Here is a 24,944-nt window from a genome sequence, read left to right on the forward strand (position 1 = left end):
ATGCTTTAGCTATTTTCAATAGAATTAAATTTATTAATATAAATAATAAATTACTATTCTTAAATTTGATCAGATTGATTGCAAAAAAACAAGATTTTCAATAAGTTGCTTATAATCCTAACTATAGTTAGCCTTTCATAAGTAGCGATGCAACAAAGCCATCCAATAGTCAGAGGCTGGCTATGGCAAATTCTATAAAATTGAGATATACAAACCTCTAAAGAACATAGAGCGGCATCTAGAAAAGTGGGTCAAAAAGAAATATAAGAGACTCAAGAGTCACGGAAGACTAGCAAGAAAATTTCTAGGAAAGGTGAGAAAGAGGTCACGAATATTTTCTATCACTGGACACTAGGGTTAGGTCAAAAGGCTGAATAATGGAAGCTGTATAAATCGAGAGATTTATGTACAGTTTTGCAAGGGACTGGTGGGGAAGTTCTGCCGGTCTACTCTCCTGCCAATAAAGCCTAAACTTACCAAATACATTTCTGTAGATTCAGATCTACTTGACTTTGGTTTAAAGTATTTTACTGTTTTAAACATTTTTTTTAGCTCGTTACAAAAATCTTTATCAGATTCCCCTTGGAAAATTTTTACTACAAACGTGCCACCATGGCTCAAGAAATGCTTTGCAAAATTGAGCGCTGCTTCGCATAAAAGCATAATTCTGATATGATCCAACGATTTCAAACCACAAGATTCGGGGGCCATATCAGATAAAATTACATCAAATTTTTGATCCTTGAATTTTTCTCTTAAAATTTCAAGCTCATTGATAATATCGCATTGTATAAACTCTACTCCATTAATTGCATTCATTGGTTTTACGTCAAGAGCAACTACATTTGCACCTTTCTGAGATGTAACTTGTGACCATCCACCAGGAGAAGCACCAAGATCAATAATTTTTTGCCCTTCTTGGAATAATTTAAATTTATTATCCATTTCTACCAGCTTATATGCTGAGCGTGACCTATAACCATCCTTGCTAGTTTTTCGCACATACTGATCATTCAAATGACGATGTAGCCACCTTGTTGAAGATAATTTTCTACCCCTTGCCGTCTTTACTCTAATTTTTATTGCTAATACCCTACTTATTATTGATTATATCTTTGAGCTCTTTTTCAACTACTTCTTTTACCAGTGCATGTAGATATTTATTTAGCCATTCTGAGAGCTGAGGTTTTAAAAGAGATGTAACTAATTCTTCAACAGTAAGGTTGGCTCTTTTTTGTTGTTTATGCTGCAATTCGTTTTGCATTTTTCCAAGCAACGCTTTGATCTCTTCCATATTCTCTTTTAAAATTAGATGATCGTTATTTTGCACTTGTAAGCCGCTATTACTCGCTTTGTTATTACTCATTTGGATATCATCGTACAAATAAATATCTTTTTTTTCTTCTGAATTGTAGCTATGGCCATTAAATTGGTTATTGTTGCAAGCCATTTCCTCACTTTGGTCATCATTATCAATGTCCTCTTTTTCACTATTTTCTTTTTTGCCATCTTCTTCCATGTCTTCTGGATACTCTTCCTCAAGATATAGCACATCATCACTTTCATCCTTTATTTCTGCTTTATCGTTACTTGCGTTTTTACCCGATATAGCTTTTTTTATATCTTCTAGGATATCTTTTACAGATTGATTGCCTTGTTCATCATACATAGTGCTAATACCATTAAATTTAGAGATTTATACTATTTATCATAAAAAGCAAATGATAAATACTCGTTACATAATTGCTTTTTGCTTCAACTAAGTCTGAACGTGCTTTAAATAATGCATCTTCAGTGTCCAAAAGGTCAGATGTACTCTTTAAATTTAAGTTTACCTCTTGCTCAACCCCTTCCAATGCTAGAGCTGCTGCTTTTTCCGCTTCTTGACTTGCTTTGATAATGGCCTTTGCTGTCAGCACATTATTCCAAGCATTTACAACTGCTTGTTCTATATTTTTTACCGTTTCATAATAATCATAGGTAGATTTTTTTGCATCCATTTTAGCTTTACTGACACCAAAAGCATTAACTCCTCTTTTAAAGATTGGAACATCAAGAGTAAAAACTACATGAACATTTTCTAATAGCTTGTCTAATTTTGTACCATCCTCCCCAAAATTTTTGCTTGCGCTTAGATTTAAAGAAGGAAGCCACTTGGAGCTTTCAGCAATCACTTCCATTCCGGCTGCTCTTTTTTGATAAACTGCTGCTTTTAGAGATAAATTATTGGTTTTTGCTAACTGTAAACATTCATTTAGCTCTGGAACAGAAGGTAGTTTATCATTAGCTTCAGAAAGGTCATCAGCATCTTCGCCAATCAAATGATAATAAGCAATATTTGCCAACTTTAATTTACCTTCAGCATCAACTCTTTCGGATATAGAAGACGAAAATTTTGCTTTTGCTAACAAAACTTCAGCATTGGTTACCTCTCCAAGAGAAAAGCGTTTTTTCATAGCTGACAAATGTTCCAAAGAAACGCGTTCTTTATGTTCTCTGAGCTTTAATATTTCTGTCTTTTGTAAAACACTAACATATGCTTTCACAGCATTAAGTGCAAGCTCTTGTTTTGATTGCTGAAATCGTATTTTTTCTGCTTTGAGAAGATGACTTGATCGACTAAATGTGGCAAAGGTGCCGCCGCCATCTATTATCTTTTGGGTTAATATCAGGCGTTTTCCAGATAAATTAGGTTGATTATAAAGATTAAAATTACTATCAAAATTGTACTGCAAACTAATGTCAGGTAAAAATCCAGCTAACCCAGAGGATTTATAGTGTTTTTCTGCGCTTTTATATTGGTAAAATTGAGACTTTATTTTTGAGCTATTTTTGATGGCTTTGCTTATAACTTCTCCCACATCGGTTGCATAGCAACTTATAGTACTAAAAATGATCGCAAGTGTGATAATCAATCGAAACATTCTACTTCCTATGCATATTGGTTGCGCAGCTCAATTACTAACATAAATTACTTTAATAATCAATAACTAATATTGTTGACACTATTGAGAAATTAAGTATATCATAGCTTACTATTGTTTAGTTAAATTACAATGAAGACTTTTTTCTTAAAAGAGAAACAAATCGACAAAAAGTGGTTTGTCATAGATGCAGAAGGATTAGTAGTAGGAAGGCTTGCAGCATTTGTAGCGACACTATTACGTGGAAAGCATAAACCTGAGTATACACCTCATATGGATTGTGGCGATAATGTAATTATTATCAACGCAGAAAAGGTGCATTTTACCGGGAAGAAACTGAAAGATAAAATTTACTATAAGCATACAGGTTATTCTGGTGGTTTGAAAGAAACTACTCCAGATAACATTTTAAATGGCAAATTTCCTGAGCGTGTAATAGAAATGGCAGTGAAAAGGATGCTTGATGATGGCCCTATGGCACGTAGACGCTTTGAAAATTTGTATGTTTATTCTGGTTCAGAGCATAAGCATCAAGGGCAGCAACCTGAAAAGATAGATTTTGCCTCTTTGAATCGTAAAAATAAAAAGTAATGGAGTAAAAATGAAGAGTTCTACAATAAATAACAATGATTGGTCAGAAGAGACAATTAAATCAGCAGTTGATTCGCTTGGTCGTTTATATGCTACAGGCCGAAGAAAAGAATCTGTAGCAAGAGTATGGATAAAGCCAGGAAGTGGAAAATTTAGTGTTAATAAAAAAGGCGATCTAATTTCTTATTTTAAAAGAGAGTCGGTGTGCCAAATAGTGAAAATGCCATTTATAGCAACTTCTATGTTAGACAAATATGATGTATTTGCAACTGTAAAAGGTGGAGGGCTATCTGGTCAAGCAGGTGCTCTAGCTCATGGAATAAGCAGAGCTTTAAGTAGCGTAAGCCAAGATTTGCATTCTATATTACGTAATGGTGAGTTCTTAACTAGAGATTCACGTGTTGTTGAACGTAAGAAATATGGTCAACATAAAGCTCGGAAAAAGTGTCAATTTTCTAAGAGATAGTTATTTCATAGTGGTGTTTTTTTGTAAGTATTATACAAATATTTGCAAAAGTGTATGATATCCTCTATTTTTGTGATGAATTTAGTTGACTATCGGTGTCAACATAATATGCTATTTGTGTGATTTTTTCAATATTAAGGTAATTTATGAGTAAAGAAGATATAATAAAACAATTAAAGGAAGATTGTTCTGGTCAGAATATAGATATAACAAAATCTGATTTGAGCAAGATTCATGATGCGTTTATTAAAATAATAAAGGATGAGCTGCATGGGAAAGGTGAAATACGTTTGCATGGAATAGGAACATTTTCTACTGCTATAAGTCAGGAGAAACAATGTCGCAACCCCCAAAATGGTGAGATCATGACTGTTCCTAAAAAGACAAGGGTAAAATTTAAAGCAAGCCAAACTCTTTTAAGTATTTTAAATGAGAAGGAAAAAGCAGCAGTTAGTTAGACATTATCATTTTCATTGTTTTTACTACGCTGTGTAAGCCATAAAATACAGCTTCGCTAATTAAATAGTGGCCTATGTTAAAAGCTGAGATGTGAGGTATTCTTGTCATCTTCTTAGCGTGTTTATAAGTTATGCCATGTCCTGCGTGGCATTCTATTCCTAATTTATTGACGTACTCTGCAGCATTAGTAATTAACTGTAACTTTTTCTCTGATGGATTATCACAATAATCCCCTGTGTGAATTTCTATTATGTCAGGTTTTATCTCTAGCTTCTCAAGATATTTTAGTTGATTAATATTTGGATCGATAAACAGTGAGACTTTTATGCTAGAGCTATGCATTTTCTCTATTATATTAGAAAGTTTACTGTGCATATTCACGATATCCAGGCCACCTTCGGTTGTTAATTCTTCTCTTTTTTCTGGTACTATACTAATCGAATAGGGTTTTACCTTTTTTGCTATTTCAAGCATTTCTTCCGTGGCTGCAATTTCAAGATTTAGCTCAGTGCTAATGCTTTTTTTTAGGTTAAATACATCTTCATCTCTAATATGCCTTCTATCTTCTCGTAAGTGTACAGTAATAAAGTCTGCTCCAGCGTCAATGGCTATTTCTGCTGCTTTCAATGGATCTGGGTAGGAAGTTCCGCGTGCGTTGCGGAGGGTTGCAACGTGATCGATATTAACACCTAGTTTCACAATCTACCTCAAAAATTATTTATGGATTATACATGTTATTAGGTCTTTTGCATAGTCATTGTTTGATTAGCAATACCATAGCCGAGAGAAGGGGCTGGCGAAATTTGTCAAGATGGCCTAGCGTCACGCGCTGGAATGACATTTGGGAGTATGTTATCCGTTTGTCACTTCTAAATGATAAGAGCCTCAATGAATTTATTAGTTTATTATATGTCTCTTTTCATGTATAAATCTATAGAAAGTTTTATACGGAAGTTGTTTTATGAGCAAAATTATAGAAATCAGAGCGCCAAAAACTCTTGGTGGTGAGTCAGTTACGGAAGGTATAGTAAAAATAAAGAAAAATATTGGCGAGGCAGTAAAAGTAGATGATCTGATTTTTGAAATTGAAACTGACAAAACAGCACTCGAATTAACTGCAGAAACTTCGGGGCAAATAACTGAATTTCTTGTAAAGGAAGATGATGTGATAAGTCCTGATCAATTATTAGCGAAGCTTTCCGTGGGAGAAGTAAAAGAGGAAGCGAGAAAAGAAGATAAAAGCGAAAGTTCTGCTAAAAAAGATGCTCCATCAGCTCGTAAAATTATGGAAGAAAATGCAATTAATGCAGAAAGTGTCAAAGGAACTGGCATGGGAGACAGGATAACCAAAGCAGATGTGATAGGCCATATAAACAAAGATGTAAACGTTGCACAACCCTCAACAAGACAATACGAATTGCCAAAAAGTATAGCAAGTGGAGAGCAAAGAGAGGAACGAGTAAAAATGAGTAAAATAAGGCAAGTAATTGCCGCTCGTTTGAAAGCATCACAAAATACTGCCGCAATACTGACCACGTTCAATGAAATCGACATGAAAAATGTCATGGATCTAAGAGCAAAATATAAGGACGCCTTTGAAAAAAAATATGGAATAAAACTTGGTTTTATGTCGTTTTTTATAAAGGCAGCGGTGCAAGCACTGAAAGAAATTCCTGAAATTAATGCTGAAATCTCAGGCGATGAAATCATATATAAACATTACTATGACATAGGTGTTGCTGTTGGCACTGACAAAGGCCTTGTTGTACCAGTTATTCGGAGTGCCGATCAGATGTCATTTGCAGAAATCGAGTTGACTTTAGTTGCTCTTGGCAAAAAAGCTCGCGAGGGTAAATTACAAGTATCAGAAATGGAAGGTGCAACATTTACCATCTCAAACGGCGGAGTATACGGTTCGCTTCTTTCTACTCCCATAATAAACCCTCCGCAATCTGGAATACTGGGAATGCATTCAATACAAAACAGGCCAGTTGCTGTGGGCAACTCAATTGAAATTAGACCTATGATGTATATTGCTCTCTCTTACGACCACAGAATAGTAGATGGCAAAGGAGCAGTGACTTTCCTTGTTAAAATAAAAAATTATATAGAAGATCCAAGCAGATTAGTTTTGGAAGTGTAGCTCAAATGAGTTGCTGTTAGCCTAGTATTGCTAAAAACCTAAATATCATCTAGTTCTGCCAGTAGTTTAGCAACTTCTGGATGATCAGGGCCGTAATGTTTCGTAAAGATAGATGAAGCCCGTTCAAACAACTCCTTTTGTTTCTTATGGTTACCTAGAGCACCATAGGCGTCGCTTAGGTTTATCAGTAGTGTAGCAACTTCAGGGTGATCAGGGCCATAATGTTTCTCAACAATAGGCAAGGCCTGTTCAAACAGCTCCTTTTGTTTCTCGTGGTCACCTAAGTCCCCATGAGAGATGCCGAGGCTTATTAGTATAATAGCAATTTCTGGATGATCAGGGCCATAATGTTTCTTAAAAACAGGTAAAGCCCGTTTAAGCAACTCTTGATTTTTCTGATGGTTACTTAAAACACCATAAGTAATGCCAAGGGTTACCAGTAGTTTAGCAACTTCAGGATGGTCATAACCATAATGTTTCTCAAAAATAGATAAAGCCCGTTCGAACAACTCTTTTGCTTTTTGAGGATTATCTAAAGCATTATGAGCAATACCAAGATTTACCAGCAGTATAGCAACTTCGAAATGGTCAGACCTGTAATGTTTCCTTTTGATTGCTAAAGCCCGTTCAAGTAACCTCTTTCTTTTCTTATGATAACCTAGACCCCCATAAATGACACCTAAGTTTGACAACAGTTTAGCAAATTCAAGATGGTCAGGACCGTAATGTTTCTCAAAAATAGGTAAAGCCCGTTCAGACAGCTCCTTTGCTTTCTGAAGATCACCCAAAGCATAACAAACAAGACCGAGGTTTGCCCGTAGTTTAGCAACTTCGAAATGATCAAGTCCATAATGTTTCTCTTGAATTGCTAAAGCTTGCTCAAACAACTTTTTTGCTCTCCGGGGATTATCTAAATTCTCATAAGCGTGGCCAAGGTTTGTCAGTATGACAGCAACTTTAGGATGATCAGAGCCATAATGTTTCTCAAAAATAGGTAAAGCCCATTCAAACAACTTTTTTGCTTTCTGAGGATTACCCGAATCCTCATAAGCGTTACCAAGGTTTGTCAGTATGACAGCAACTTTAGGATGATCAGAGCCATAATGTTTCTCAAAAATAGGTAAAGCCCATTCAAACAACTCTTTTGCGTTCCGAGGATTGTCTAAAGCATTATAAGCAATACCAAGACTTACCAGCAGTGTAGCAATTTCATAATCAGGGCTAAAATGCTTCTGAAGAATAGGTAAAATCCGTTTGATCAACTCCTTTTGTCTTTTAGGGTTACCTAAATCAGAGTATCCATCATTCATCCACATTAACAAATCTAAAAGATAATCCTTTTCTATTGTTTGCTTTTCTGAAGAATTTTTTTCTAGTAAATTATCCATGTGTGATAAAAATGCTTCTAAATGTGGTAATAATTGTCGTTTTTTAGCATAATCTTCTAATTTATTACTGTCGTAAGGAAAACCCTTTTGTAGTAGTTGAAAAACAATTTTTATGTCTTCTTTAGTTTTTCCACTTTTCTCTGACTTTAGCCTTGTCACCTCCTGAACCAAGTTGTGCACTAACATGCTATGATCTTTTTTGACAGTTAACATAGAATAACTTATTAATATTCCAAACGCTTCATGGAAAGTTTCTAAGGAAGGATTATTCTCTTGATTATCAGCAAAGACTTCTAGTAGAAATTTAGGAATAGAGCTACCGCCTAAGTAAGCACAAGCAGTAAGCCAGTTAGCCGCCAATGAAGATTCTCTTTTGATTGCTTCTACTGTAATGTCCCATGTAACATACACTATTGCTGCAGTCTCTCTATTAGCACCAGGTGGAAATGTTTCGAGCAATGTTTTATCAGATAATAAAGTTCGTTTTCTATCATTATATAATTTCAAATAGTCTGAAATACTTATAACTGTTTTCTTTATATAAGTGCTTGCTTGGGCTAAAGCTAAAGGTAAATGACCTAATGTCTTTGCTAATGCATCCACTTGAGTTATATCTAGCTTTGTTCCTTCCACTTCTAGTATCTTACGAATGTAGCTCCTTGATTCTCCAGATTCAAAAATATCAACAGAAATAGTGTTCTGTGGTTGTGGCCAGCCAAATGTATAACGAGAAGTTAATAATATCTTTCCTCCTTTTATAGGAAGTAAATCTGCTATATCTTTGTAGTTAGGAGCGTTATCGCATATCAGTAGCCACCCAGCACGTTTAGGGTGTTCTAGCCAATACTTAACATTTAACATGCTTGGCGTGATCTTCTTCACGAACGTTTTCTCTGTAACCATGAATAACGTTTAGTCCACGTCCTAACTTGATGTACTCGTTAATTAAAGTATTTCTATCTCGTGTATCAAGCCAAATTATCCATCTATATTTTTGGAGCTTACTCCAAATAAATTCTAATGCTAATTGTGTTTTACCTATTCCACCTATTCCACCTAGTCCATGACAAGCAACTAGTGTTGCTGTATCATTAGCTTTCAGGCATTCTTCTATTTTATCTAGCAGCGCTTCTCTGCCGACAAAGTTATAATTTCGAAGAGGGACTTGCCAAAATTCAGGTAGATCTTCCTTAAGTTTGAGACTATAAAGATGTTCTATAGCTTTCTTAAAATAATCGTCTTTTCTTGTTAGGTAAGGAACTTTGCTACCTTTTGCCAAGCGTTTCTTTACATCTTGATATACAGAACCAAAAACCATATTAGCGCCTTTTTTTCTGATGTTTTGTATTTTTTTTCTATTTCTACTTCTATTTCTCTCTTAATAATACTCTCTAGTTTTGGTTGACTAGGTTGATTAACTACAAACCTTAATCTAAGTAAAAAATCTTCTATTTCATCGTCACTACCACAACTGAAGTATTTTTTCAGTTCAGTATGATTTTTTATTTTGTAGCACGTTCCTCTGTGACCTTCATAAATACTTAAAATGTTATCATCTGTTAACCTTGACTCTTCCAGATACTTCTCTAATGTTTCTACTTTGCCTTGCTTTTCTGTACCTTTTTTTAAGTTCACATTAACATTAGCATGAATGACAAGTGTAATATCACTGTTCTTATACTCAGGGTTTTGCTTAATCTTGAGATAAGATTCAACAAAGTATTTGTTTAATCCGAAATTCTTTTTTTGTCGCTTTTTATCGTTTCCATCAACAAACAAATCTCCAAATGTAATATTTTTTGAAAGTCTAGGCTTATTGCAATGCTTAACTTGAACCAAGATAATTCTCGATTTGTTCTTCTGATCTTTATACTCAAAAAAAATATCATCAAAGGCTCCAAAACCTTCTATATTTGATGCTAACCAAAAGTCACTTTCACCTCTTAACCCATGAAGTAGGTACAACATTGATAATGTTATTTCGTAATCATAGCCATAAATGCCTTCTGATGCACCATCTCTCTTCTTAAATGTACGATTACTAAGTACTTCAGATTGTTTGTTTTCTACATTCACGGCTCACCACCTCATCAAACACCACCAACAACTTCATTCGATAAAAGTCACCAAGTGCCTAAGATAATGCAACAGATTCTTTAATATTTCAATAACAGTGCCTGCAAGAACAGGGTTGGAAGTGTTCCTTTGTTTATTACCTTAGTATATGAATAAGGATTCCCCGAATCTAATATGTAATTGCCGCAGGCTGCATTTAGTAATATAATCTCATATTAAATAGACGTTACTTAAGTTTATGTTAGATTCTCCGCTAATTTTGACAGCCATTCTTATATTCTCCATTTTGACATTGTCGCTCTTTTTTATAAGAAAGATATTTGGTTCTACAAACAAGAGGATAATAAAATCCTTTAGGAAAATTGTTCAGCAAATAAATGCATTAGAAACAGAAATGCAGAGCTTATCTGATGAGGAGCTTGCTGGTAAAACTGAAGAATTCAAACGAGAATTGAAAAATGGGAAAACGTTAAATGATCTTCTCGTACCTGCATTTGCAGTTGTGCGTGAAGTCTCCCGAAGATTTCTTAACATGAGGCACTTTGATGTTCAGCTGATCGGTGGAATGGTGCTCCACAATGGTATGATATCAGAAATGAAAACAGGAGAGGGAAAGACACTCGTTGCAACTTTAGCAGCATATCTAAATTCCTTAGAAGGGAAAGGCGTACACGTTGTAACTGTTAATGATTATCTTGCAAAACGAGACACAGAGTGGATGAGCAAGTTATATAATTCTCTCGGAGTTTCTGTTGCATTTATTACGAATAATTTGACAGATGAAGAGAGAAAAGAGGCTTACAGTGCAGATATCGTGTATTCCACAAATAACGAGCTTGCCTTTGATTACCTGCGAGACAATATGAAATTTTCTCAAGAAGACATGGTTCAGAGAGGCTTTCACTACGGAATAGTTGATGAAGTGGACTCAATACTCATTGATGAAGCTCGCACTCCGCTCATTATTTCTGGCCCGGTTGAGGAAAACAATCAGATATATAAGCACATCAATAAAATAGTGACCAAATTAGTTGACTCTGATTATGAAGTAGATGAAAAAGGTAGAACGGTATTCTTGACTGAAGATGGTATTTCACGAGTGGAGGAACTACTCAGGTCATACAATCTCATTCCTGAAAATTCCTCGCTCTATGATACTGACAGCATGATAATGACTCATTATATAGACCAAGCATTACGTGCACATAAGCTGTTCACTGCTGATAAAGATTATATAGTGAAAGATGGAAAGGTAGTGATTATTGATGAATTTACTGGGCGTATGATGGAGGGCAGGAGATATTCCGATGGTCTTCATCAGGCACTTGAAGCGAAGGAGAATCTTGAAATTCAGCATGAAAACCAAACTTTAGCATCGGTCACATTTCAGAATTACTTTCGTATGTACAATAAACTTTCTGGAATGACTGGAACAGCAGCAACAGAGGCAGAAGAGTTTCATGATATATACAGACTAAATGTAGTAAAAATTCCAACCAATGTACCTGTAAAAAGAGTTGATATTGATGATGAAATTTACGGTACAGAAAAGGAAAAGTTTAATGCTGTGTTGAAGTTTATAGAAGAATGCCACAAACGCCTTCAACCGGTCCTTGTTGGCACGGTAAGCATCGAAAACTCTGAGAAGCTTTCTGCGCTTTTGCAAAGCCATTCTCTTAAGCATTCAGTATTGAATGCTCGTTATCATGAACAAGAGGCGTACATAATAGCACAAGCTGGAGTGCCAGGTAGTATCACTATAGCAACTAACATGGCAGGACGTGGAACTGACATTCAACTCGGTGGAAACGCTGAAATGATCGCAAAGGTAGAGCTAAAGAAGATAAAAAATGCTGATGAAAGAGAAAAAAAATACCAAGAAATAGTCGAAAGAGTAAAAAAAGATAAGGAAATTGCTATAAAAGCTGGTGGTTTATGTGTGGTTGGAACCGAAAGACATGAAAGCAGGAGAATAGATGATCAATTACGCGGCCGTTCTGGCCGTCAGGGTGATCCTGGACTTTCTAAGTTCTTTTTATCACTTGAAGATGACCTAATGAGAATATTTGGTTCTGATAGAATGAGAAGCTTTTTACAAAAAGTAGGGTTAAAGAATAACGAAGCTATTCATCATCCATGGATCAATAAGGCACTCGAGAAAGCGCAAAAGAAAGTTGAAGCTAGAAATTATGATGTGCGGAAGTCTTTGCTTAAGTTTGATGACGTAATCAATAACCAACGTAAAGTTATTTTTAAGCAGAGAAACAATATCTTAGGCAATGAAATCAATGATTTGTTTGAAGTGTATAGCGAAGTAAATGAGAGCGTAGTAGAAGGTATAATCCAAAGTGGCTATTATGAGGATTATATTGAAGATATAGCCAAAGAATTTCATACAAGGTATGGAATAACACTTGATAAAGAAGATTTAGCAAAGTTTTTAAACAAACAAGAAGCTTTGAATTATATAAATGATAAGATACAAGAATTTTTTACTGAGAAAGAAAAATATTTCAACAGTCAGCACACTACAGATTTGTGGAATACGATCGTGAAGCAAATGATGATAATGACACTTGATCATTTATGGAGGGAACACCTTTCAACTTTAGAAAGCTTAAGACAGAGCATAAGCTTACGTGCCATGGGGCAGAAAGATCCACTGAATGAATTTAAACGCGAAGCTTTCTTGATGTTTGAGTCAATGCTTGAAAAGTGGAAAGAGCTTACCATTCACCGCCTAGCACACTTTAAGTTGGCAGACAACCAAGAGATAGGCAATAGGTTACATTCTGCTAGAAATAGCAGACTTCCCAAAGTCTCAAGAAACGATAAGTGCCCTTGTAATTCTGGGAAGAAGTACAAACACTGCCACGGCGCGGTTACTGTGGTGAATTAGCTGTGGTCTTACGTACTTTATTACAGCTAATCTCTTTTAACTCGTTCGATAAATTCTGTAACTCCTCTTCTGTTAGTCGAGAAGGCTCTTTCTCTGATGACTTCATTAGTCTTTTAATTTTATCCAATGCAATAGCTATTCCAATTGCAGCTACAATTGGCAGTACTGGTGCTGTCACTCCTATCATCAGTAAAGAATTCATCGTAGTTGATAAAGACGATAAAGAATTTACTTTAACTATTGGAGCAACACTACCAAGGCCAACTCCAACTGCAACACTCCCAATAAACAAACCAGCTAGACATGCAATTTCTTTTAATGTTAAATCACTTACACGACGATCATTGTCGGATAAGGGCGCTTTTATGAAAGTTACAATTAATGGCGCTACAGAAATAGCACCAACAATTCCACCTATCATCAGAGGTGAAAGACTAGTCAAGGTACTGAGTGCAAGACCTGTTAAAATACTTACTATAGCCCCTATTACTACAGCTATTCCCAGAATTGCTAAATAAATTATCCCTAGCATTTTGCTCCTTTTTATACTTGCAGTCTTTCCAGACTTCAGAATTTTATCATGGCGTATGAAGTGGATTATGTCAATGAAGAACTAAGAAACTGGTTCTTCTTTTTTTCTATAGCTTTAGGTTTACCTACAATTTGAAAAACAACAAATTCGTCATTCCGCTACTTGTTAGCGACGCGGTGGTATCTACTTGGATGACAGATAGTAGTGCGAAAGCCTCTTATAGCTTACTTTTAATTAGTCTAACCCATGCGTGCCAATCTCTCTCACCAAGATTGCTTTCAAAAGATAGGAGATCCTTTACAGCTTTTGAGCAAATTTCTTCACTTGGAATTGATAACTCCTTATTCATTGCTAACGTTAAACATTGAGTTTTGCACGCTCGTTCTAAATGATACGTGTAAAACATTGCTTCTTGTATAGTCCGACCACACGTTATGGATCCATGATTACGCATTAACATCACAAAATTCTCTTTCAGGTCAGCCATTAACCTCTTTCCTTCTGTATCGCTAAGTGCTAGGGAATTATAATTATGGTAAGAGATTTTATTGTAAAAGTGCAGTGCCCATTGACTTATAGGAAGCAGCCCATCCTTGAGAGAAGAAACCGCTACAATAGAGGGTGTATGCAGATGAAAAATTGCTTGAATGTCTTTTCTTGCTTGATAAATAAAACCGTGGATTATATAGCCAGTTTTATTATATTGATATTCTGTACCCTCAATCACATTTCCATCAAGTGATACTCTCATCAATGAATTTTCATTCACTTTGTCAAAGCGTATACCAAATGGGTAAATATAAAACGACTTTTGATCTTCAGAACGTACCGAGAGGTGAGTGTATGTATGGTCATCCAGCTTAAGGTAGGACAAAATTTGATAGGCGTAAACCAGATCCCTTTTTACTCTGCTCTTTGTTAACAACACAATCCTCCGTTAGAATATCTTCTGAAGGTTTATACGCGAAAAGAGGCTTGTAGTAAACTAATAAGTTTATGCCACTCTGTCTTGCTTTCTGAATACCAAACACTTTTGTGTTGTAGCTTGCTTAAAAATAGTTATCATTATTATAGAGTTTATATACAGAATTTATGTTTCTAAATTACATAATATCTTAACTATAAAAATAATTTTCTATATAATATTTCATATGTTTTAAAGCTTTATTTTTATGTTATTATAAATGTAGGTTTTAAGATTGAAAATAATATGGTAAATATTAACACAAAAAAGCAGCCAGCAGGATTTTTCATATATCTCTCTGGTCTTTCAGGAAGTGGTAAACTTTCCACAGCAATAGAATTATCCTATATGATAAACGCATTAATTGTAAATAGTAAGTTCTATAACAATATTCAAGTTTGCTCTATATACAATGGTGTCTTTGAACGTGATCAAATACCTAAAGAAGTTCAAGATAGAATATATGGCATTATGCAAATTATGCTTCAGGTAATAGAAAATTATCCAATTCACTCAAAAAATTACATATTTATTGATGAGTTGATGGAAAATAATGACCAGAACATGAGGATGTATGATTCAATAGTAAGGCTTAGTAAAAAAATGAACACAGAAATCCTTCCTGTGGTACTTAGGTGTGATCTGCCGACATTACAAAAGCGTATTGCATTAAAAAGGCAAAGAAAAAATAGGAAGGCGATTAATGTAAATAGCATGATAGAGCAATGTAGAATTAACAATTTATTTATACCACCGAGTGCCATAGAGATAGAAAATTCAGATATGAGTATAAAAGAAGTAGCTCAAGAGATAGTAAACCAGATGCACAGGCTTTACGCAAAAGAATAGTCTATAGCAATTTCATATACTGAGGCTCATTTAAATATAGAGCTTCAACTTCTTTTAATTTTTGCTTGTTCTTCAGTCTATAATGAACTAATAGTCCTGCATGGCTAGCATTTAAATTGTAGTCCATATATGTAATGCAGTCACTGCTTGTAGCGTGACACTGGGATCCAGGGTCACGTGCTGCAGTTGGACCAGATAGCGGCAATAAATTGAAATCAAATAATTGCGTATAAAACCCTTGAGCATTTTTGATTATAGCTCTGATATTTTTTTTGCTATTCGTACAAAGCAAAGATATTGTGTAAGCTTGAACTTCCAGCGCATTAACTCCGTATAATGGCTTATCTGTAGCAAGATTTATACCTTGTGCAGCTGATATACCAACTCTAATTCCAGTGAAACTTCCTGGTCCAACTACTACCGCCAAATGATCTATTTTATCATAATTATAGTTGTGCTTATCAAACAAAGTATTCAGTATTTGAAAAAATGATTCTGCATGACTATTGCTGGCGGAATTGCGCTCTACAAAACAGTTACCATCATAATCAACTATTGCTATTGAACTACCAATACCTACAGTATCAATCGCCAAAATAGACATTACTTAAGCTCATCATGGAGTTTTGAAAATATTATAGCAAAGGCACCATTACCCATAACATTTGCTGAAGTGATTATTGGATCAAACACTATATACAATGCTGTGATTAACGAAAGCATTTCTGGAGAGAATTTAAGATATTTCTCAAGAATAGGTAGCATTACCATAATTCCTCCTGCCGGCACTGCAACAATAGCAAACTTAAATAACAAAAAATAGAGAAGGAAAGTCACATAGTCTGTTGTGCACAATGAATAACCGGAGGCAATTATCATCGATAATATTATGATAAAAAAGCAATCACCTACTAAATGAAAGCTAGCAGTTATTGGTACAACAGACGATGCTATGTCAGGTTGCTTTACATTTTTTTTGCTTCCTTCAAGAGTAAGCGGCATAGTTGCATTACTAGACATTGTGCTCATTGCAGTAATAAATGCCGGTATCATATTGCCTATACTAGCTATCCAGCTTGTGATCTTGAATGAATTTGCTGCTCCATATAAGAGAAAAACATAAAGGTAGGTTGCAGATGCTATAATAATGAAAATTATTGAGTAATCCTTAAATATTATAGATAAAACTTGATCATGCTGCATTTTTAAAGCAAGCCCAAGTACGAATATTGGAATAATCGGCGTCAAAAACGTCTTCAAAATAAAGAGAGTTAAATCTAACGTTTTGTTCGAAAGCTCTTTGCTTTTCTTAGGTAGCAGTATAGACACTACTATGCTGGACACAAATCCACAAGCAAGGGCATAAAAATTAGAAAGGAGTAGCGGCAGCCTAAATGACCATAAAGGAACAATTGTTTCTTCATACGTTATATCTTGTATTGAATAAGTGTTTTGTATGATAAAATGCCCAACAGAATAAGCTATTAAACTTGAAGCCAGATTCGATAAGAAGATCATTATAATAAGTAACAATATAAACTTTATAGCTGACTGCTTAAGATTGTTAACACTGCTAAAGATTAACGCAAAAACAATAAAAGGCATTATAAATAGCAAAACCTCTTTTATACTCAGGCTCGTTGAGTACAAAAAGGTTTTTACTTCCATTGGAACTAAATGACCAAAGAATGCAACTGAAGTGATGACCGTGAGTAAGATTAATAGTTGTAGCACGTTCTTATATACCAATGTCCTATGGACATATATATGGTAAGTTAGTTGTTAAGTAAAGCACAACTGTCTAAACTGCTGTGGAACACTATGAAAAACCAGCTGCTTTTGTTGCTCCCGCGCGTACTGTACGAATATTGTCTATCAGATCCCAGTGCCCTCTTCTTGTCATTCCAGTGCTTGACACTGGAATGACAAAGAAGAGTGAAATTAGCACTCACTTATTATTCGTGTCGTTTTCAGTAAAAGCCTCCTCCCATGTGCCTTGAGTTGCTGCACGGCTATACTCTGTTACTCTATTTTCAAAGAAATTCGTATGTTCCACGCCATTTAGTATTTCATCGAGCCATGGAATAGGATTATCATTGACATCATATATGGATTCAAGACCTAATTGCATTAACCGTCTGTTTGCTACGTAGCGTATGTAATTGCGCACTTCTTCTGCGGATAGTCCTTCAACATCTCCGAAATCAAAAGCAAGCTTTATAAATTCATCTTCAAGTTCAACGATAGTGCGGCATGCAGAGTATAATTCCTCTTTAAATTCTTCGTCCCAAATTTCATTATTCTCTTTAATAAATGTATTAAATAACATAATAATTGAATTGGTGTGCAAAGTTTCATCACGGGCTGACCAGGCGATTATCTGCCCCATGCCTTTCATTTTTCCAAAGCGTTGGAAATTGAGCAAAATTGCAAACGATGCGAATAACTGCAACCCCTCGGTAAATGCACCAAACACTGCTAGAGTTTTAGCTACATGTTTTTTATCGTGTTTTTTGCTTTCCTCAAATTCTAGCATGTACTCATACTTCTTTCTCATAGCATCATACTTTAAAAATGCTTGATACTCGCTTTCTTGCATGCCAATTGTGTCTAAAAGATAAGAATAAGCTGCAATATGTATAGTTTCCATATTGGAAAAGCTTGCAAGCATCATGCATATTTCTGTTGGCTTAAATATATTTGAATAATGCCTCATGTAGCAGTTATTTACTTCAATGTCCGCTTGAGTAAAGAATCTAAAAATCTGAGTTAGTAGATTTTTCTCTACGTTTGAAAGTTTAGTTTTCCAATCTTTCACGTCATCAGCAAGCGGAACTTCTTCAGGTATCCAATGGATTCTTTGTTGCTGCAGCCACGCATCATACGCCCAAGGGTAATTAAAAGGTTTGTATATTGGATCTGCTTCTAACAATGACATAAGACACCTATTATTTTCTAAAGTAAATATTATATTAAGTGATATTGAGAACTAGTCAATTTAACTTTTTGAAATTTGACGTCAGGTAGTTTATTAGTGTATTATAGCTTCAAGTAATTTATCAACAGAAATGCGAGTATTAATATCTTTTATTTTATTATTTACAGTGAGCTGCACTCACACTATTCACAATCACGGAGCTCCTGGCATTAGTGTTGAATTGTGGAGCAAGATAAAAGTAGGTGACGATAAAGAAAAAGTGGTTCACACTTTAGGATCACCAACATTAGTATCAAAGTTCGATGGTAACGTTTGGTACTATGTCTCATATAAAATTAAACAAGCTAACTTCTTAGGAAAAAGGAAGTATAGCAGTAAGTCTCTGCAAATTTCATTCGATCAGAACAGTAAAGTTGCAGATACAAAAGAAACTGACATCTTAGAGAGATCTTTGGCTGTTCCTGATTGAAAATCTGCTCAGATCTTCCTACGTCATACCGCGGTTCATTCCATAACTGTACGAACATTGCGATTTGGGCCTACCAGAAGGGTGTCATGAAAGTAGCTGACACTGGTTCCTTTATGACGGTGTCATCCCAGTGCCCAGACACTGGGATGGCTTTGTTGCATCGCACCTTATACTGGTAGTAATTTACGATAAATATCATGTAGCCATTTCAAATTTAGCCATACCAATTTCAGTAAATTGATTAAGCAAATAGCACTTAATCAGCAATTCTTTTTCGCGATTTACTTCGGATTTATTCCTAAAGCTGAATCCAAATATTTGCTTTAATCTTGAGAAAAACCCTTCAATATAAGATCTTTTCCCATAATTTACTTCTTTTTTCCATTCTTTCACGCCATCTTCACCGTATAATTTTATTAACCTAATAGCAGCATTTCTGTCAGACATATAATCTATTTCTGGATGTTCTGCCGCATTGTTTATTGGTGGAATTTTTGCCTTTATATCATATTCGTGACACAATTTGTAAAACTTGTGCCTATCATATGCCCTATCTGCATATAGTGCTTTTATGACATGCTGAAAATTAACTTCTTTAAGCAAATCGCAAGCTCCATAGTGATCAGAGTAGACACCGTTACTGTATTTTACAGCTATGGCTTTTTTGCTGTTTATATTCAACATTACATGCAATTTTCTTGTCTGTTCATAGCCACGATATTTTCTGTTAGCGCTATTTTCCTTGCTGTGACCAGGGGTATTGTTGTAAATGCTGATACCTGTACTATCTATAGCAATTTCGATGTCTTCCATATTATTTTTATCAATTCTGCAATCATTGATCTTAATATTAAGTTTCTTAAACCTTCTTGATGCTTGTGAATAGCTGATAACTGCTAAATCTCTTCCTATTTGTTGCATATATCCTTTTATAAACCCCACCGTTTGTCTTAAACCAATTCTAAAAAGATTGACAATTATATGCACCAAAATCACAACTTTATCACTGTAAATATAGTTGCCGCCTTGCATTTTTGGACTATTTTCATACCAATTTTCTATGGCTTCATTGATATAATGAAAAATATTTCCTCTTTCCTGGAGAAATTTGTTATATTCATTTTGGTTACTGACTTTCATTTTCTGTGGCATATTTTTTCTTCAACAGTTAAATGGTTATTTATAATGAATTTTGTCAGTAGCCACCAGATTTTTTCGGTTGCTATGCAACAAAGCCCACTGGGATCCAGGAAACTTAATTGCAAGTAATGCATTGGGTTTGGTGAGTATGGGTTTTGCGTTATAGAATGAAGCACTTTTGGTGAATTTGTAAAGAAAACTGGATTCCAGTGGGCTTTGTTGCATCGCTACTTATGAAAGGCTAACTATAGCTAGGATTATAAGCAACCTATTGAAAATCTTGTTTTTTTGCAATCAATCTGATCAAATTTAAGAATAGTAATTTATTATTTATATTAATAAACTTAATTCTATTGAAAATAGCTAAAGCATTGAAATTCTTGAATTTTAGCCGGATTAGTGAGTGGTAGTGAAATTTCTTTTACTCAAATTTAGGTATTCACTGACCGTTCTTGTCATAAATACCAGAATAATAAGCTACTGATATTCTCCATCTTTTTTATCTTTAATCCATCATAGCTAGCGATGCAACAAAGCCATTCCAGTGTCAAGCACTGGAATGACACCTTCCTAGTGGAAATTGCTCTCAAATCACAATGTTCGTACAGTTGTGGTCTGGACATTAGGATGACAGGAGGTAATATAAGAGGTCTATTGTAAGATTTTACCCATTTAGAATAAAGTCTAGTGTTACTTCACGCCAAATGTGGTGGTGCTGAGTAGGCAAGCCAGTCAATGGGCTACATTTATATACTGCACGCATTGCGTTATCTGCTATCGACCTGAAAAGTGGATTATTTCGATAGGAATCACTGTCTGCTACATCGGCCATAATTATCTCGCCTTGACTGGACAATAATAAGTTAATTTTTATATTAAAATTTTCTTTGTAAGCTATGCTTTCAGGAATGCTCCAGCATTTTGTAAGTTTGTCTCTTATAGAGTTAATAATTTCTGTTACAACTAATTCATCCTTTTTACTCTCAACGCTTTTTTCATTTCCTATTTCATTTTTTGCCTCTCTAACATCCCTTCTTAGTTTTTTCTCTACACTTTTTTTTCTTTTTGGAATTGGAATGAACTCTTTACCCTCGTTAATAATGACTTCTTCTTGCATTTCGATAATTTGCCTCGGTTGTGCTGTTTTTTTCACAACAGTGTGCTCAACTATTTCTTTTTTCCTTTGTGGTATAGGAACAGCTGACGTATCATTCGTTTGGGCTTTTGTTGAAGATAACGAAAAAAGCAAAAAACAACATAAAGACAAAAAAAGAATATAATTAGAATAGAAAAAACGCATATGTTAAGCAGCTTGTTTTACTGGTTTAAAGCTAATATTGCACGTAAAGTCAATATATTTTAGTTGATGGACGAGTTTGAAGTAAATAAGGAATCCCTTCAAAGCTGAAGGCAAGCGAAAGATTGCCTTCTCGACAGACAAAGGAATTGTATAATGGATTAAAAGGAACCGTATGACAAAAATTATAGCAAAAGAATATACAGAACTTTTAGAGCAGTTGAAGGATCGTATTGCAACAAGCCGTTATAAGGCAGCAAGAACAGTAAATAAAGAACTGCTACTGCTTTATCATTATATTGGAACGCGGATTCTAGAAAAACAAAAGAGTCAGGGTTGGGGATCTAAAGTAATTGAGCAGTTAAGTAGAGACTTAAAGGCTGGATTCCCTGAAATGAAAGGTTTTAGCACGAGAATATATGCGCCAATTTGCAGTGGAGTATCAAGATATTGAATTTGTGCAACAACTTGTTGCCCAATTGCCGTGGGGACATAATGTATTTCTAATGGACTTAGTTCAGGACAAAGAAGCGAGGCTATTCTACATAAAAGAAGCTATTGAACATGGCTGGTCACGTAACATTATGGTGATGCAGATAGAGCTTGGTCTACATAAACGTCAAGGGAAAGCTATTACTAACTTTGAAGAAAAATTACCATCTCCACAATCCGATCTAGCACATTACACATTAAAAGATCCATATATTTTTGATTTTTTAAGTATAGGTAAGGATGCTCACGAAAGAGAAGTAGAAAAGGGACTTGTAGGGCATATGGAAAAATTTCTGTTAGAACTCGGTGAGGGATTTGCATTTGTTGGTAGACAATTTCATTTAGATGTTGGTAATAAAGACTTTTATATTGATTTATTATTCTATCATTTAAAGTTACGTTGCTTCATAGTAATTGAACTAAAAGATAAAGATTTTAAACCAGAGTATGCAGGTAAAATGAATTTTTATCTTTCCGCAGTTGACGATTTACTGAAGCACTCGACAGATCAACCTTCTATAGGGTTAATCTTATGTAAATCTAAAGACGATGTACTTGCTAAATATACACTCAAAGACATAAATAAACCAATAGGATTAGCGGAATATCGAATAACTGAAAATCTACCAGAAGAGGTAAAAACAGCTCTGCCAACAATAGAAGAATTAGAAGCTGAATTATCCAAAATTTCAGATAAGAAAAAGTAATGTTACTAAAATCATTCAAACAATTATTTAGCAGACCAAAAACCAAAAGCTCAGCATGGAGGCTCAGGAAGAAGAGTGGCAGCCAATAACTTACTCTCTCATAGCCTTGAAACTTTGGAAGCAGACAGTGACGGAGTAAGTAATTTTTATGGATTACAAGCTCTAGGTGCACTATCCTATAATATCATACGGTCAATATACTCTAAATGAGATGGAAAGATGAAGGCATCATTATAGCTGCTAAAAAATACGGCGATAAAAACTTAATTCTTTCTCTGTTTACAAAAAATCATGGAAAGCGCAGGGGATTAACTAAGCTAACAAACAATAGCAATTATAAGTTTCAGATAAGTAATCTATTACATGCAGAATGGAGTGCTAAATTACCTGAAAATCTAGGTTTTTTTAAGTGCGAATTAATCGAATCTCCATTCCATCATTTCTTTCAAGATAGGTTAAAAAGCATTACTATTGTTTCTTTCTCCTCTATTTTAGAAAAAGTGCTTCCAGAGAGTGAACCTTGTGTTGTACTGTATGATAACTTTCGATATTTCATCGACATAATTAAGCACAATAATGAACTTTGGCAAGGCCATTACCTCAACTTAGAGCTTCTGCTTCTTACGCAATTGGGATTCAAGTTAGACTTATCCAAATGCGCTGTAACAGGTGTTAAGGAAAATCTACAATTTATTTCTCCAAAAACTGGCAGAGCAGTGTCAAAAAAAGCAGGAGATTATTATGCAGATAAACTCCTACCTTTTCCACCAATGTTGCATGATGTATACAATAATAACCTACAAAACAGCTACTCATTCCAAGAATTTCAGTTAGGACTGAAAGTCACAGGATATTTCTTAAATAAGTATCTATTTTTGCAACTAAATATGGAATTTCCAGAGCTAAGAAATCTCATGCTTTCGCTTTAATCTTAGTTATCATTTTTTTGAAAGAATTTTAGAATTCAGCCAGTAATCACTCTATTTCTACCACTGTTTTTTGCCTTATATAAATATTTGTCAGCACGTACTATAAATTTTTTAATATCGTCAAGGTCAGATTCTTGCATTTCTGCAATTCCAATGCTCACAGTTACATTGTGGGTTGTATTTTTATCCGCAAGTATAAAAGGTTTTTTAGCAATAATTTTGCGTATTCTTTCCGCAATAGTATACGCATCTGATGTATCGGTATCTGGCATTACAACAACAAATTCCTCACCACCAAATCTAGCTAACAAATCTGTCACTCTAATATTTTCAGAAATTCTTCTCTGTATTTGCTTTAAAAGTTCATCTCCAGCACTATGTCCAAAATTGTCATTCACCATCTTAAAATAGTCTATATCAAGTATCATAAGAGACAACCTTCTATCTTTTTCTACAGAGTCCTTAACAATGTTTCTTAAGTGTGCATCAAAATATCTTCTATTATAACAGTTAGTTAATGGGTCCTTTATAGACATTTCCGCATTATTAAATAAATTCATTCTCAAGGCATCTTGATATCTTTTGCGTTTCACTTGCGAATTAACCCTTGCTATTAACTCACCCTCATCCAAAGGTACTGTTAAATAATCATTAGCACCTACATCAAGTGCTTTTACTAAATTGTTTTTATCATAATCCTCAGAAAGAATTAGAATTGGTGTATAACGTGTTTCCGCCTTACTACGAAACCCAGAACACAAACGCAAGCCGTCAGTTTTTGAAAACTGCATATCAGAAATGATCAGGTCGTAATTATCCTTAATACCAACCTTTAATGCCTCTACTGGATCACTCAGTATTTTAATTGACCTAAAGCGGTGCTTTAGTACATTATATATCTGCTCTGCTTGAAAGACATCTTCATCTACAACAAGTATGTTAGCATCAAAAATCTGATTAGAATAATCCATAATACTGTTTCCTGCTACTCCGCCAATCTCAACGTTGGTTTCTCCTCTTAAACGCAATTCATCTATAATCATTTTTAAGCGCGTGAGAGACTTGATCCTTGCAGATAAAGCAGTTTCGTCTATTGGTTTAGTCAGAAAATCATCTGCACCAGCATTAATGCCCTGTACTCTATCATGAGCGTCATGCAGCGCAGTTACCATAATTATTGGAATATGAGTCGTTAAGGGATCACTCTTTAGCTTCTTACAGACTTCAAAGCCATTCATTTTTGGCATCATGATATCGAGCAATATAATATCAGGCTGCTGCTTTGCTACTAAATCCATAGCTTCCTCACCATCATAGGCTACGATAACCGTATAGTACTCTGCTTTTAGTCGAGCTTCTAAAAGCTTGACATTAGATAGTACATCATCTACTACCAGAATCTTCGCTGTCATTATCTTTAGATGTATTATCTATATCGTAAGTAGGATAAAGCTTACCATTTTTACCAACTATGTAATTTACTTTCTCAGTATTACACTCTTTATATAAGTCTTCAATTCCGGCATCCTTCAATAACCTTTTGGCTTTTGACTTTGCAATTATAAAATACCTATATATAGTCTTAATAAAATCAATAAATACAGGTACCTTATTTTTATCAAGAACAATTATGCTCACTAAAGCTACAACTAAAATTTCTGAAAAACCTATATTAAACATT

General features: G+C 34.8%; 29 protein-coding genes and 1 pseudogene. 10 read left to right on the forward strand and 20 right to left on the reverse strand.

From position 1 onward, the window contains the following. Positions 1-402: 402 nt before the first annotated feature. From OPR48_RS06215 to OPR48_RS06225, 3 genes are all read right to left on the reverse strand, one after another. The gene (locus tag OPR48_RS06215) at positions 403-1,017 is read right to left on the reverse strand and encodes an RlmE family RNA methyltransferase (RefSeq protein ID WP_265025878.1); all 615 of its coding nucleotides are present in this window, start codon (positions 1,015-1,017) and stop codon (positions 403-405) included. 76 nt (positions 1,018-1,093) lie between these two features. Next, entirely contained in the window at positions 1,094-1,669 is a 576-nt protein-coding gene (locus tag OPR48_RS06220; RefSeq protein ID WP_265025879.1) for a PopZ family protein, read from the reverse strand. Between the two features lie 19 nt (positions 1,670-1,688). Beyond that, the gene (locus OPR48_RS06225; protein WP_265025880.1) at positions 1,689-2,924 is read right to left on the reverse strand and encodes a TolC family protein; all 1,236 of its coding nucleotides are present in this window, start codon (positions 2,922-2,924) and stop codon (positions 1,689-1,691) included. Positions 2,925-3,056: 132 nt separating this feature from the next. On the opposite strand from OPR48_RS06225, the gene rplM reads away from it, so the two are divergent. From rplM to OPR48_RS06240, 3 genes are all read left to right on the forward strand, one after another. After that, on the forward strand, positions 3,057-3,515 hold the full coding sequence (gene rplM / locus OPR48_RS06230; protein WP_265025881.1) for a 50S ribosomal protein L13: 459 nt from the start codon (positions 3,057-3,059) through the stop codon (positions 3,513-3,515). Positions 3,516-3,525: 10 nt separating this feature from the next. Continuing rightward, entirely contained in the window at positions 3,526-3,981 is a 456-nt protein-coding gene (rpsI, locus tag OPR48_RS06235) for a 30S ribosomal protein S9 (protein ID WP_265025882.1), read from the forward strand. 146 nt (positions 3,982-4,127) lie between these two features. Next, entirely contained in the window at positions 4,128-4,439 is a 312-nt protein-coding gene (locus tag OPR48_RS06240; RefSeq protein WP_265025883.1) for an HU family DNA-binding protein, read from the forward strand. Here OPR48_RS06240 and OPR48_RS06245 read toward each other — a convergent pair. Further along, the gene (locus OPR48_RS06245; RefSeq protein ID WP_265025884.1) at positions 4,432-5,139 is read right to left on the reverse strand and encodes a pyridoxine 5'-phosphate synthase; all 708 of its coding nucleotides are present in this window, start codon (positions 5,137-5,139) and stop codon (positions 4,432-4,434) included. The two genes, OPR48_RS06240 and OPR48_RS06245, sit on opposite strands and share 8 nt — an antisense overlap. Positions 5,140-5,401: 262 nt before the next feature. On the opposite strand from OPR48_RS06245, the gene odhB reads away from it, so the two are divergent. Next, positions 5,402-6,583: a 2-oxoglutarate dehydrogenase complex dihydrolipoyllysine-residue succinyltransferase gene (odhB, locus tag OPR48_RS06250; RefSeq protein WP_265025885.1), complete on the forward strand. Its 1,182-nt coding sequence runs from the start codon at positions 5,402-5,404 to the stop codon at positions 6,581-6,583. A 38-nt stretch (positions 6,584-6,621) separates the two neighbouring features. On the opposite strand, the gene OPR48_RS06255 is transcribed toward odhB, so the two are convergent. From OPR48_RS06255 to OPR48_RS06265, 3 genes are read right to left on the reverse strand one after another with little or no spacing between them, the layout of a single operon-like run. Then, the gene (locus OPR48_RS06255; RefSeq protein ID WP_265025886.1) at positions 6,622-8,832 is read right to left on the reverse strand and encodes a tetratricopeptide repeat protein; all 2,211 of its coding nucleotides are present in this window, start codon (positions 8,830-8,832) and stop codon (positions 6,622-6,624) included. Beyond that, entirely contained in the window at positions 8,819-9,289 is a 471-nt protein-coding gene (locus OPR48_RS06260) for a hypothetical protein (RefSeq protein WP_265025887.1), read from the reverse strand. Before OPR48_RS06260 ends, OPR48_RS06255 begins: the two co-directional genes overlap by 14 nt. Next, entirely contained in the window at positions 9,259-10,047 is a 789-nt protein-coding gene (locus OPR48_RS06265) for a hypothetical protein (RefSeq protein WP_265025888.1), read from the reverse strand. The genes OPR48_RS06260 and OPR48_RS06265 overlap by 31 nt, the downstream gene beginning before the upstream one ends. Positions 10,048-10,285: 238 nt before the next feature. Between OPR48_RS06265 and secA the strand changes: the two genes are divergently transcribed. After that, the gene (gene secA / locus OPR48_RS06270; protein ID WP_265025889.1) at positions 10,286-12,946 is read left to right on the forward strand and encodes a preprotein translocase subunit SecA; all 2,661 of its coding nucleotides are present in this window, start codon (positions 10,286-10,288) and stop codon (positions 12,944-12,946) included. Here the strand turns inward: secA and OPR48_RS06275 are convergent. Both OPR48_RS06275 and OPR48_RS06280 read right to left on the reverse strand, forming a co-directional pair. Next, positions 12,930-13,478, reverse strand: a complete 549-nt coding sequence (locus tag OPR48_RS06275) for a hypothetical protein (RefSeq protein WP_265025890.1) — start codon at positions 13,476-13,478, stop codon at positions 12,930-12,932. The genes secA and OPR48_RS06275 overlap by 17 nt on opposite strands. A 217-nt stretch (positions 13,479-13,695) precedes the next feature. Further along, the gene (locus OPR48_RS06280) at positions 13,696-14,406 is read right to left on the reverse strand and encodes a class II aldolase/adducin family protein (protein WP_265025891.1); all 711 of its coding nucleotides are present in this window, start codon (positions 14,404-14,406) and stop codon (positions 13,696-13,698) included. 282 nt (positions 14,407-14,688) lie between these two features. Here OPR48_RS06280 and OPR48_RS06285 point away from each other — a divergent pair, with 282 nt between their 5' ends. Then, positions 14,689-15,291, forward strand: coding sequence for an AAA family ATPase (locus tag OPR48_RS06285; RefSeq protein WP_265025892.1), 603 nt, complete (start codon positions 14,689-14,691; stop codon positions 15,289-15,291). Between the two features lies 1 nt (position 15,292). Here OPR48_RS06285 and tsaB read toward each other — a convergent pair whose 3' ends face one another. The 4 genes from tsaB to OPR48_RS06305 form a co-directional block, all read right to left on the reverse strand. Further along, positions 15,293-15,895 (reverse strand): tRNA (adenosine(37)-N6)-threonylcarbamoyltransferase complex dimerization subunit type 1 TsaB, encoded by a 603-nt coding sequence (gene tsaB, locus OPR48_RS06290; protein ID WP_265025893.1) that lies wholly within the window; start codon positions 15,893-15,895, stop codon positions 15,293-15,295. Further along, a complete protein-coding gene (locus OPR48_RS06295) occupies positions 15,895-17,025 on the reverse strand; it encodes a dicarboxylate/amino acid:cation symporter (RefSeq protein WP_265026653.1) in 1,131 nt (376 codons plus the stop codon). The genes tsaB and OPR48_RS06295 overlap by 1 nt, the downstream gene beginning before the upstream one ends. 85 nt (positions 17,026-17,110) lie before the next feature. Beyond that, complete coding sequence (locus tag OPR48_RS06300) at positions 17,111-17,239, reverse strand: hypothetical protein (protein WP_265025894.1); 129 nt, start codon at positions 17,237-17,239, stop codon at positions 17,111-17,113. Continuing rightward, complete coding sequence (locus OPR48_RS06305; protein ID WP_265025895.1) at positions 17,240-18,229, reverse strand: ribonucleotide-diphosphate reductase subunit beta; 990 nt, start codon at positions 18,227-18,229, stop codon at positions 17,240-17,242. Between the two features lie 130 nt (positions 18,230-18,359). Here OPR48_RS06305 and OPR48_RS06310 point away from each other — a divergent pair, with 130 nt between their 5' ends. After that, positions 18,360-18,698 carry an outer membrane protein assembly factor BamE gene (locus OPR48_RS06310; RefSeq protein WP_265025896.1) on the forward strand — a complete coding sequence of 113 codons (339 nt, stop codon included), beginning with the start codon at positions 18,360-18,362 and terminating at the stop codon, positions 18,696-18,698. Positions 18,699-18,768: 70 nt separating this feature from the next. Here OPR48_RS06310 and OPR48_RS06315 read toward each other — a convergent pair whose 3' ends face one another. From OPR48_RS06315 to OPR48_RS06335, 5 genes are all read right to left on the reverse strand, one after another. After that, complete coding sequence (locus OPR48_RS06315) at positions 18,769-18,897, reverse strand: hypothetical protein (RefSeq protein ID WP_265025897.1); 129 nt, start codon at positions 18,895-18,897, stop codon at positions 18,769-18,771. After that, positions 18,894-19,850 (reverse strand): IS5 family transposase, encoded by a 957-nt coding sequence (locus OPR48_RS06320; RefSeq protein WP_265025723.1) that lies wholly within the window; start codon positions 19,848-19,850, stop codon positions 18,894-18,896. The genes OPR48_RS06315 and OPR48_RS06320 overlap by 4 nt, the downstream gene beginning before the upstream one ends. Beyond that, on the reverse strand, positions 19,835-19,972 hold the full coding sequence (locus tag OPR48_RS06325) for a hypothetical protein (protein WP_265025519.1): 138 nt from the start codon (positions 19,970-19,972) through the stop codon (positions 19,835-19,837). Before OPR48_RS06325 ends, OPR48_RS06320 begins: the two co-directional genes overlap by 16 nt. A gap of 321 nt (positions 19,973-20,293) precedes the next feature. Continuing rightward, positions 20,294-20,428 carry a hypothetical protein gene (locus OPR48_RS06330; RefSeq protein WP_265025898.1) on the reverse strand — a complete coding sequence of 45 codons (135 nt, stop codon included), beginning with the start codon at positions 20,426-20,428 and terminating at the stop codon, positions 20,294-20,296. Between the two features lie 74 nt (positions 20,429-20,502). Continuing rightward, on the reverse strand, positions 20,503-21,138 hold the full coding sequence (locus tag OPR48_RS06335) for a hypothetical protein (RefSeq protein ID WP_265025899.1): 636 nt from the start codon (positions 21,136-21,138) through the stop codon (positions 20,503-20,505). 172 nt (positions 21,139-21,310) lie between these two features. Here OPR48_RS06335 and OPR48_RS07385 point away from each other — a divergent pair. The 3 genes and pseudogenes from OPR48_RS07385 (at position 21,311) to recO (ending at position 23,263) form a co-directional block, all read left to right on the forward strand. Next, a pseudogene (locus tag OPR48_RS07385) lies at positions 21,311-22,334 on the forward strand (PDDEXK nuclease domain-containing protein). 75 nt (positions 22,335-22,409) lie between these two features. Next, positions 22,410-22,544, forward strand: a complete 135-nt coding sequence (locus tag OPR48_RS06350) for a hypothetical protein (RefSeq protein ID WP_265025900.1) — start codon at positions 22,410-22,412, stop codon at positions 22,542-22,544. After that, the gene (gene recO, locus OPR48_RS06355) at positions 22,541-23,263 is read left to right on the forward strand and encodes a DNA repair protein RecO (RefSeq protein ID WP_265025901.1); all 723 of its coding nucleotides are present in this window, start codon (positions 22,541-22,543) and stop codon (positions 23,261-23,263) included. The genes OPR48_RS06350 and recO overlap by 4 nt, the downstream gene beginning before the upstream one ends. 35 nt (positions 23,264-23,298) lie before the next feature. Here the strand turns inward: recO and OPR48_RS06360 are convergent, their stop codons facing one another. Both OPR48_RS06360 and tatB read right to left on the reverse strand, forming a co-directional pair. Further along, positions 23,299-24,675 carry a PleD family two-component system response regulator gene (locus OPR48_RS06360; RefSeq protein WP_265025902.1) on the reverse strand — a complete coding sequence of 459 codons (1,377 nt, stop codon included), beginning with the start codon at positions 24,673-24,675 and terminating at the stop codon, positions 23,299-23,301. Then, positions 24,647-24,943, reverse strand: coding sequence for a Sec-independent protein translocase subunit TatB (gene tatB, locus OPR48_RS06365; protein ID WP_265025903.1), 297 nt, complete (start codon positions 24,941-24,943; stop codon positions 24,647-24,649). Before tatB ends, OPR48_RS06360 begins: the two co-directional genes overlap by 29 nt. Position 24,944 lies beyond the last annotated feature (1 nt).

It is taken from the genome of Wolbachia endosymbiont (group A) of Bibio marci (genome assembly GCF_947251645.1).
In the GTDB taxonomy this organism is placed as follows: Bacteria; Pseudomonadota; Alphaproteobacteria; order Rickettsiales; family Anaplasmataceae; genus Wolbachia.

What these genes read in the sequence shown, in the direction of transcription:
- OPR48_RS06220 (WP_265025879.1), bottom strand. Translation starts at nt 1,669, where the DNA reads ATGTATGATGAACAAGGCAATCAATCTGTAAAAGATATCCTAGAAGAT.
- OPR48_RS06225 (WP_265025880.1), bottom strand. Translation starts at nt 2,924, where the DNA reads ATGTTTCGATTGATTATCACACTTGCGATCATTTTTAGTACTATAAGT.
- rplM (WP_265025881.1), top strand. Translation starts at nt 3,057, where the DNA reads ATGAAGACTTTTTTCTTAAAAGAGAAACAAATCGACAAAAAGTGGTTT.
- rpsI (WP_265025882.1), top strand. Translation starts at nt 3,526, where the DNA reads ATGAAGAGTTCTACAATAAATAACAATGATTGGTCAGAAGAGACAATT.
- OPR48_RS06240 (WP_265025883.1), top strand. Translation starts at nt 4,128, where the DNA reads ATGAGTAAAGAAGATATAATAAAACAATTAAAGGAAGATTGTTCTGGT.
- odhB (WP_265025885.1), top strand. Translation starts at nt 5,402, where the DNA reads ATGAGCAAAATTATAGAAATCAGAGCGCCAAAAACTCTTGGTGGTGAG.
- OPR48_RS06255 (WP_265025886.1), bottom strand. Translation starts at nt 8,832, where the DNA reads ATGTTAAATGTTAAGTATTGGCTAGAACACCCTAAACGTGCTGGGTGG.
- OPR48_RS06260 (WP_265025887.1), bottom strand. Translation starts at nt 9,289, where the DNA reads ATGGTTTTTGGTTCTGTATATCAAGATGTAAAGAAACGCTTGGCAAAA.
- secA (WP_265025889.1), top strand. Translation starts at nt 10,286, where the DNA reads ATGTTAGATTCTCCGCTAATTTTGACAGCCATTCTTATATTCTCCATT.
- OPR48_RS06275 (WP_265025890.1), bottom strand. Translation starts at nt 13,478, where the DNA reads ATGCTAGGGATAATTTATTTAGCAATTCTGGGAATAGCTGTAGTAATA.
- OPR48_RS06285 (WP_265025892.1), top strand. Translation starts at nt 14,689, where the DNA reads ATGGTAAATATTAACACAAAAAAGCAGCCAGCAGGATTTTTCATATAT.
- tsaB (WP_265025893.1), bottom strand. Translation starts at nt 15,895, where the DNA reads ATGTCTATTTTGGCGATTGATACTGTAGGTATTGGTAGTTCAATAGCA.
- OPR48_RS06305 (WP_265025895.1), bottom strand. Translation starts at nt 18,229, where the DNA reads ATGTCATTGTTAGAAGCAGATCCAATATACAAACCTTTTAATTACCCT.
- OPR48_RS06310 (WP_265025896.1), top strand. Translation starts at nt 18,360, where the DNA reads ATGCGAGTATTAATATCTTTTATTTTATTATTTACAGTGAGCTGCACT.
- OPR48_RS06315 (WP_265025897.1), bottom strand. Translation starts at nt 18,897, where the DNA reads ATGATATTTATCGTAAATTACTACCAGTATAAGGTGCGATGCAACAAA.
- OPR48_RS06320 (WP_265025723.1), bottom strand. Translation starts at nt 19,850, where the DNA reads ATGCCACAGAAAATGAAAGTCAGTAACCAAAATGAATATAACAAATTT.
- OPR48_RS06325 (WP_265025519.1), bottom strand. Translation starts at nt 19,972, where the DNA reads ATGCATTACTTGCAATTAAGTTTCCTGGATCCCAGTGGGCTTTGTTGC.
- OPR48_RS06335 (WP_265025899.1), bottom strand. Translation starts at nt 21,138, where the DNA reads ATGCGTTTTTTCTATTCTAATTATATTCTTTTTTTGTCTTTATGTTGT.
- recO (WP_265025901.1), top strand. Translation starts at nt 22,541, where the DNA reads ATGAGATGGAAAGATGAAGGCATCATTATAGCTGCTAAAAAATACGGC.
- OPR48_RS06360 (WP_265025902.1), bottom strand. Translation starts at nt 24,675, where the DNA reads ATGACAGCGAAGATTCTGGTAGTAGATGATGTACTATCTAATGTCAAG.
- tatB (WP_265025903.1), bottom strand. Translation starts at nt 24,943, where the DNA reads ATGTTTAATATAGGTTTTTCAGAAATTTTAGTTGTAGCTTTAGTGAGC.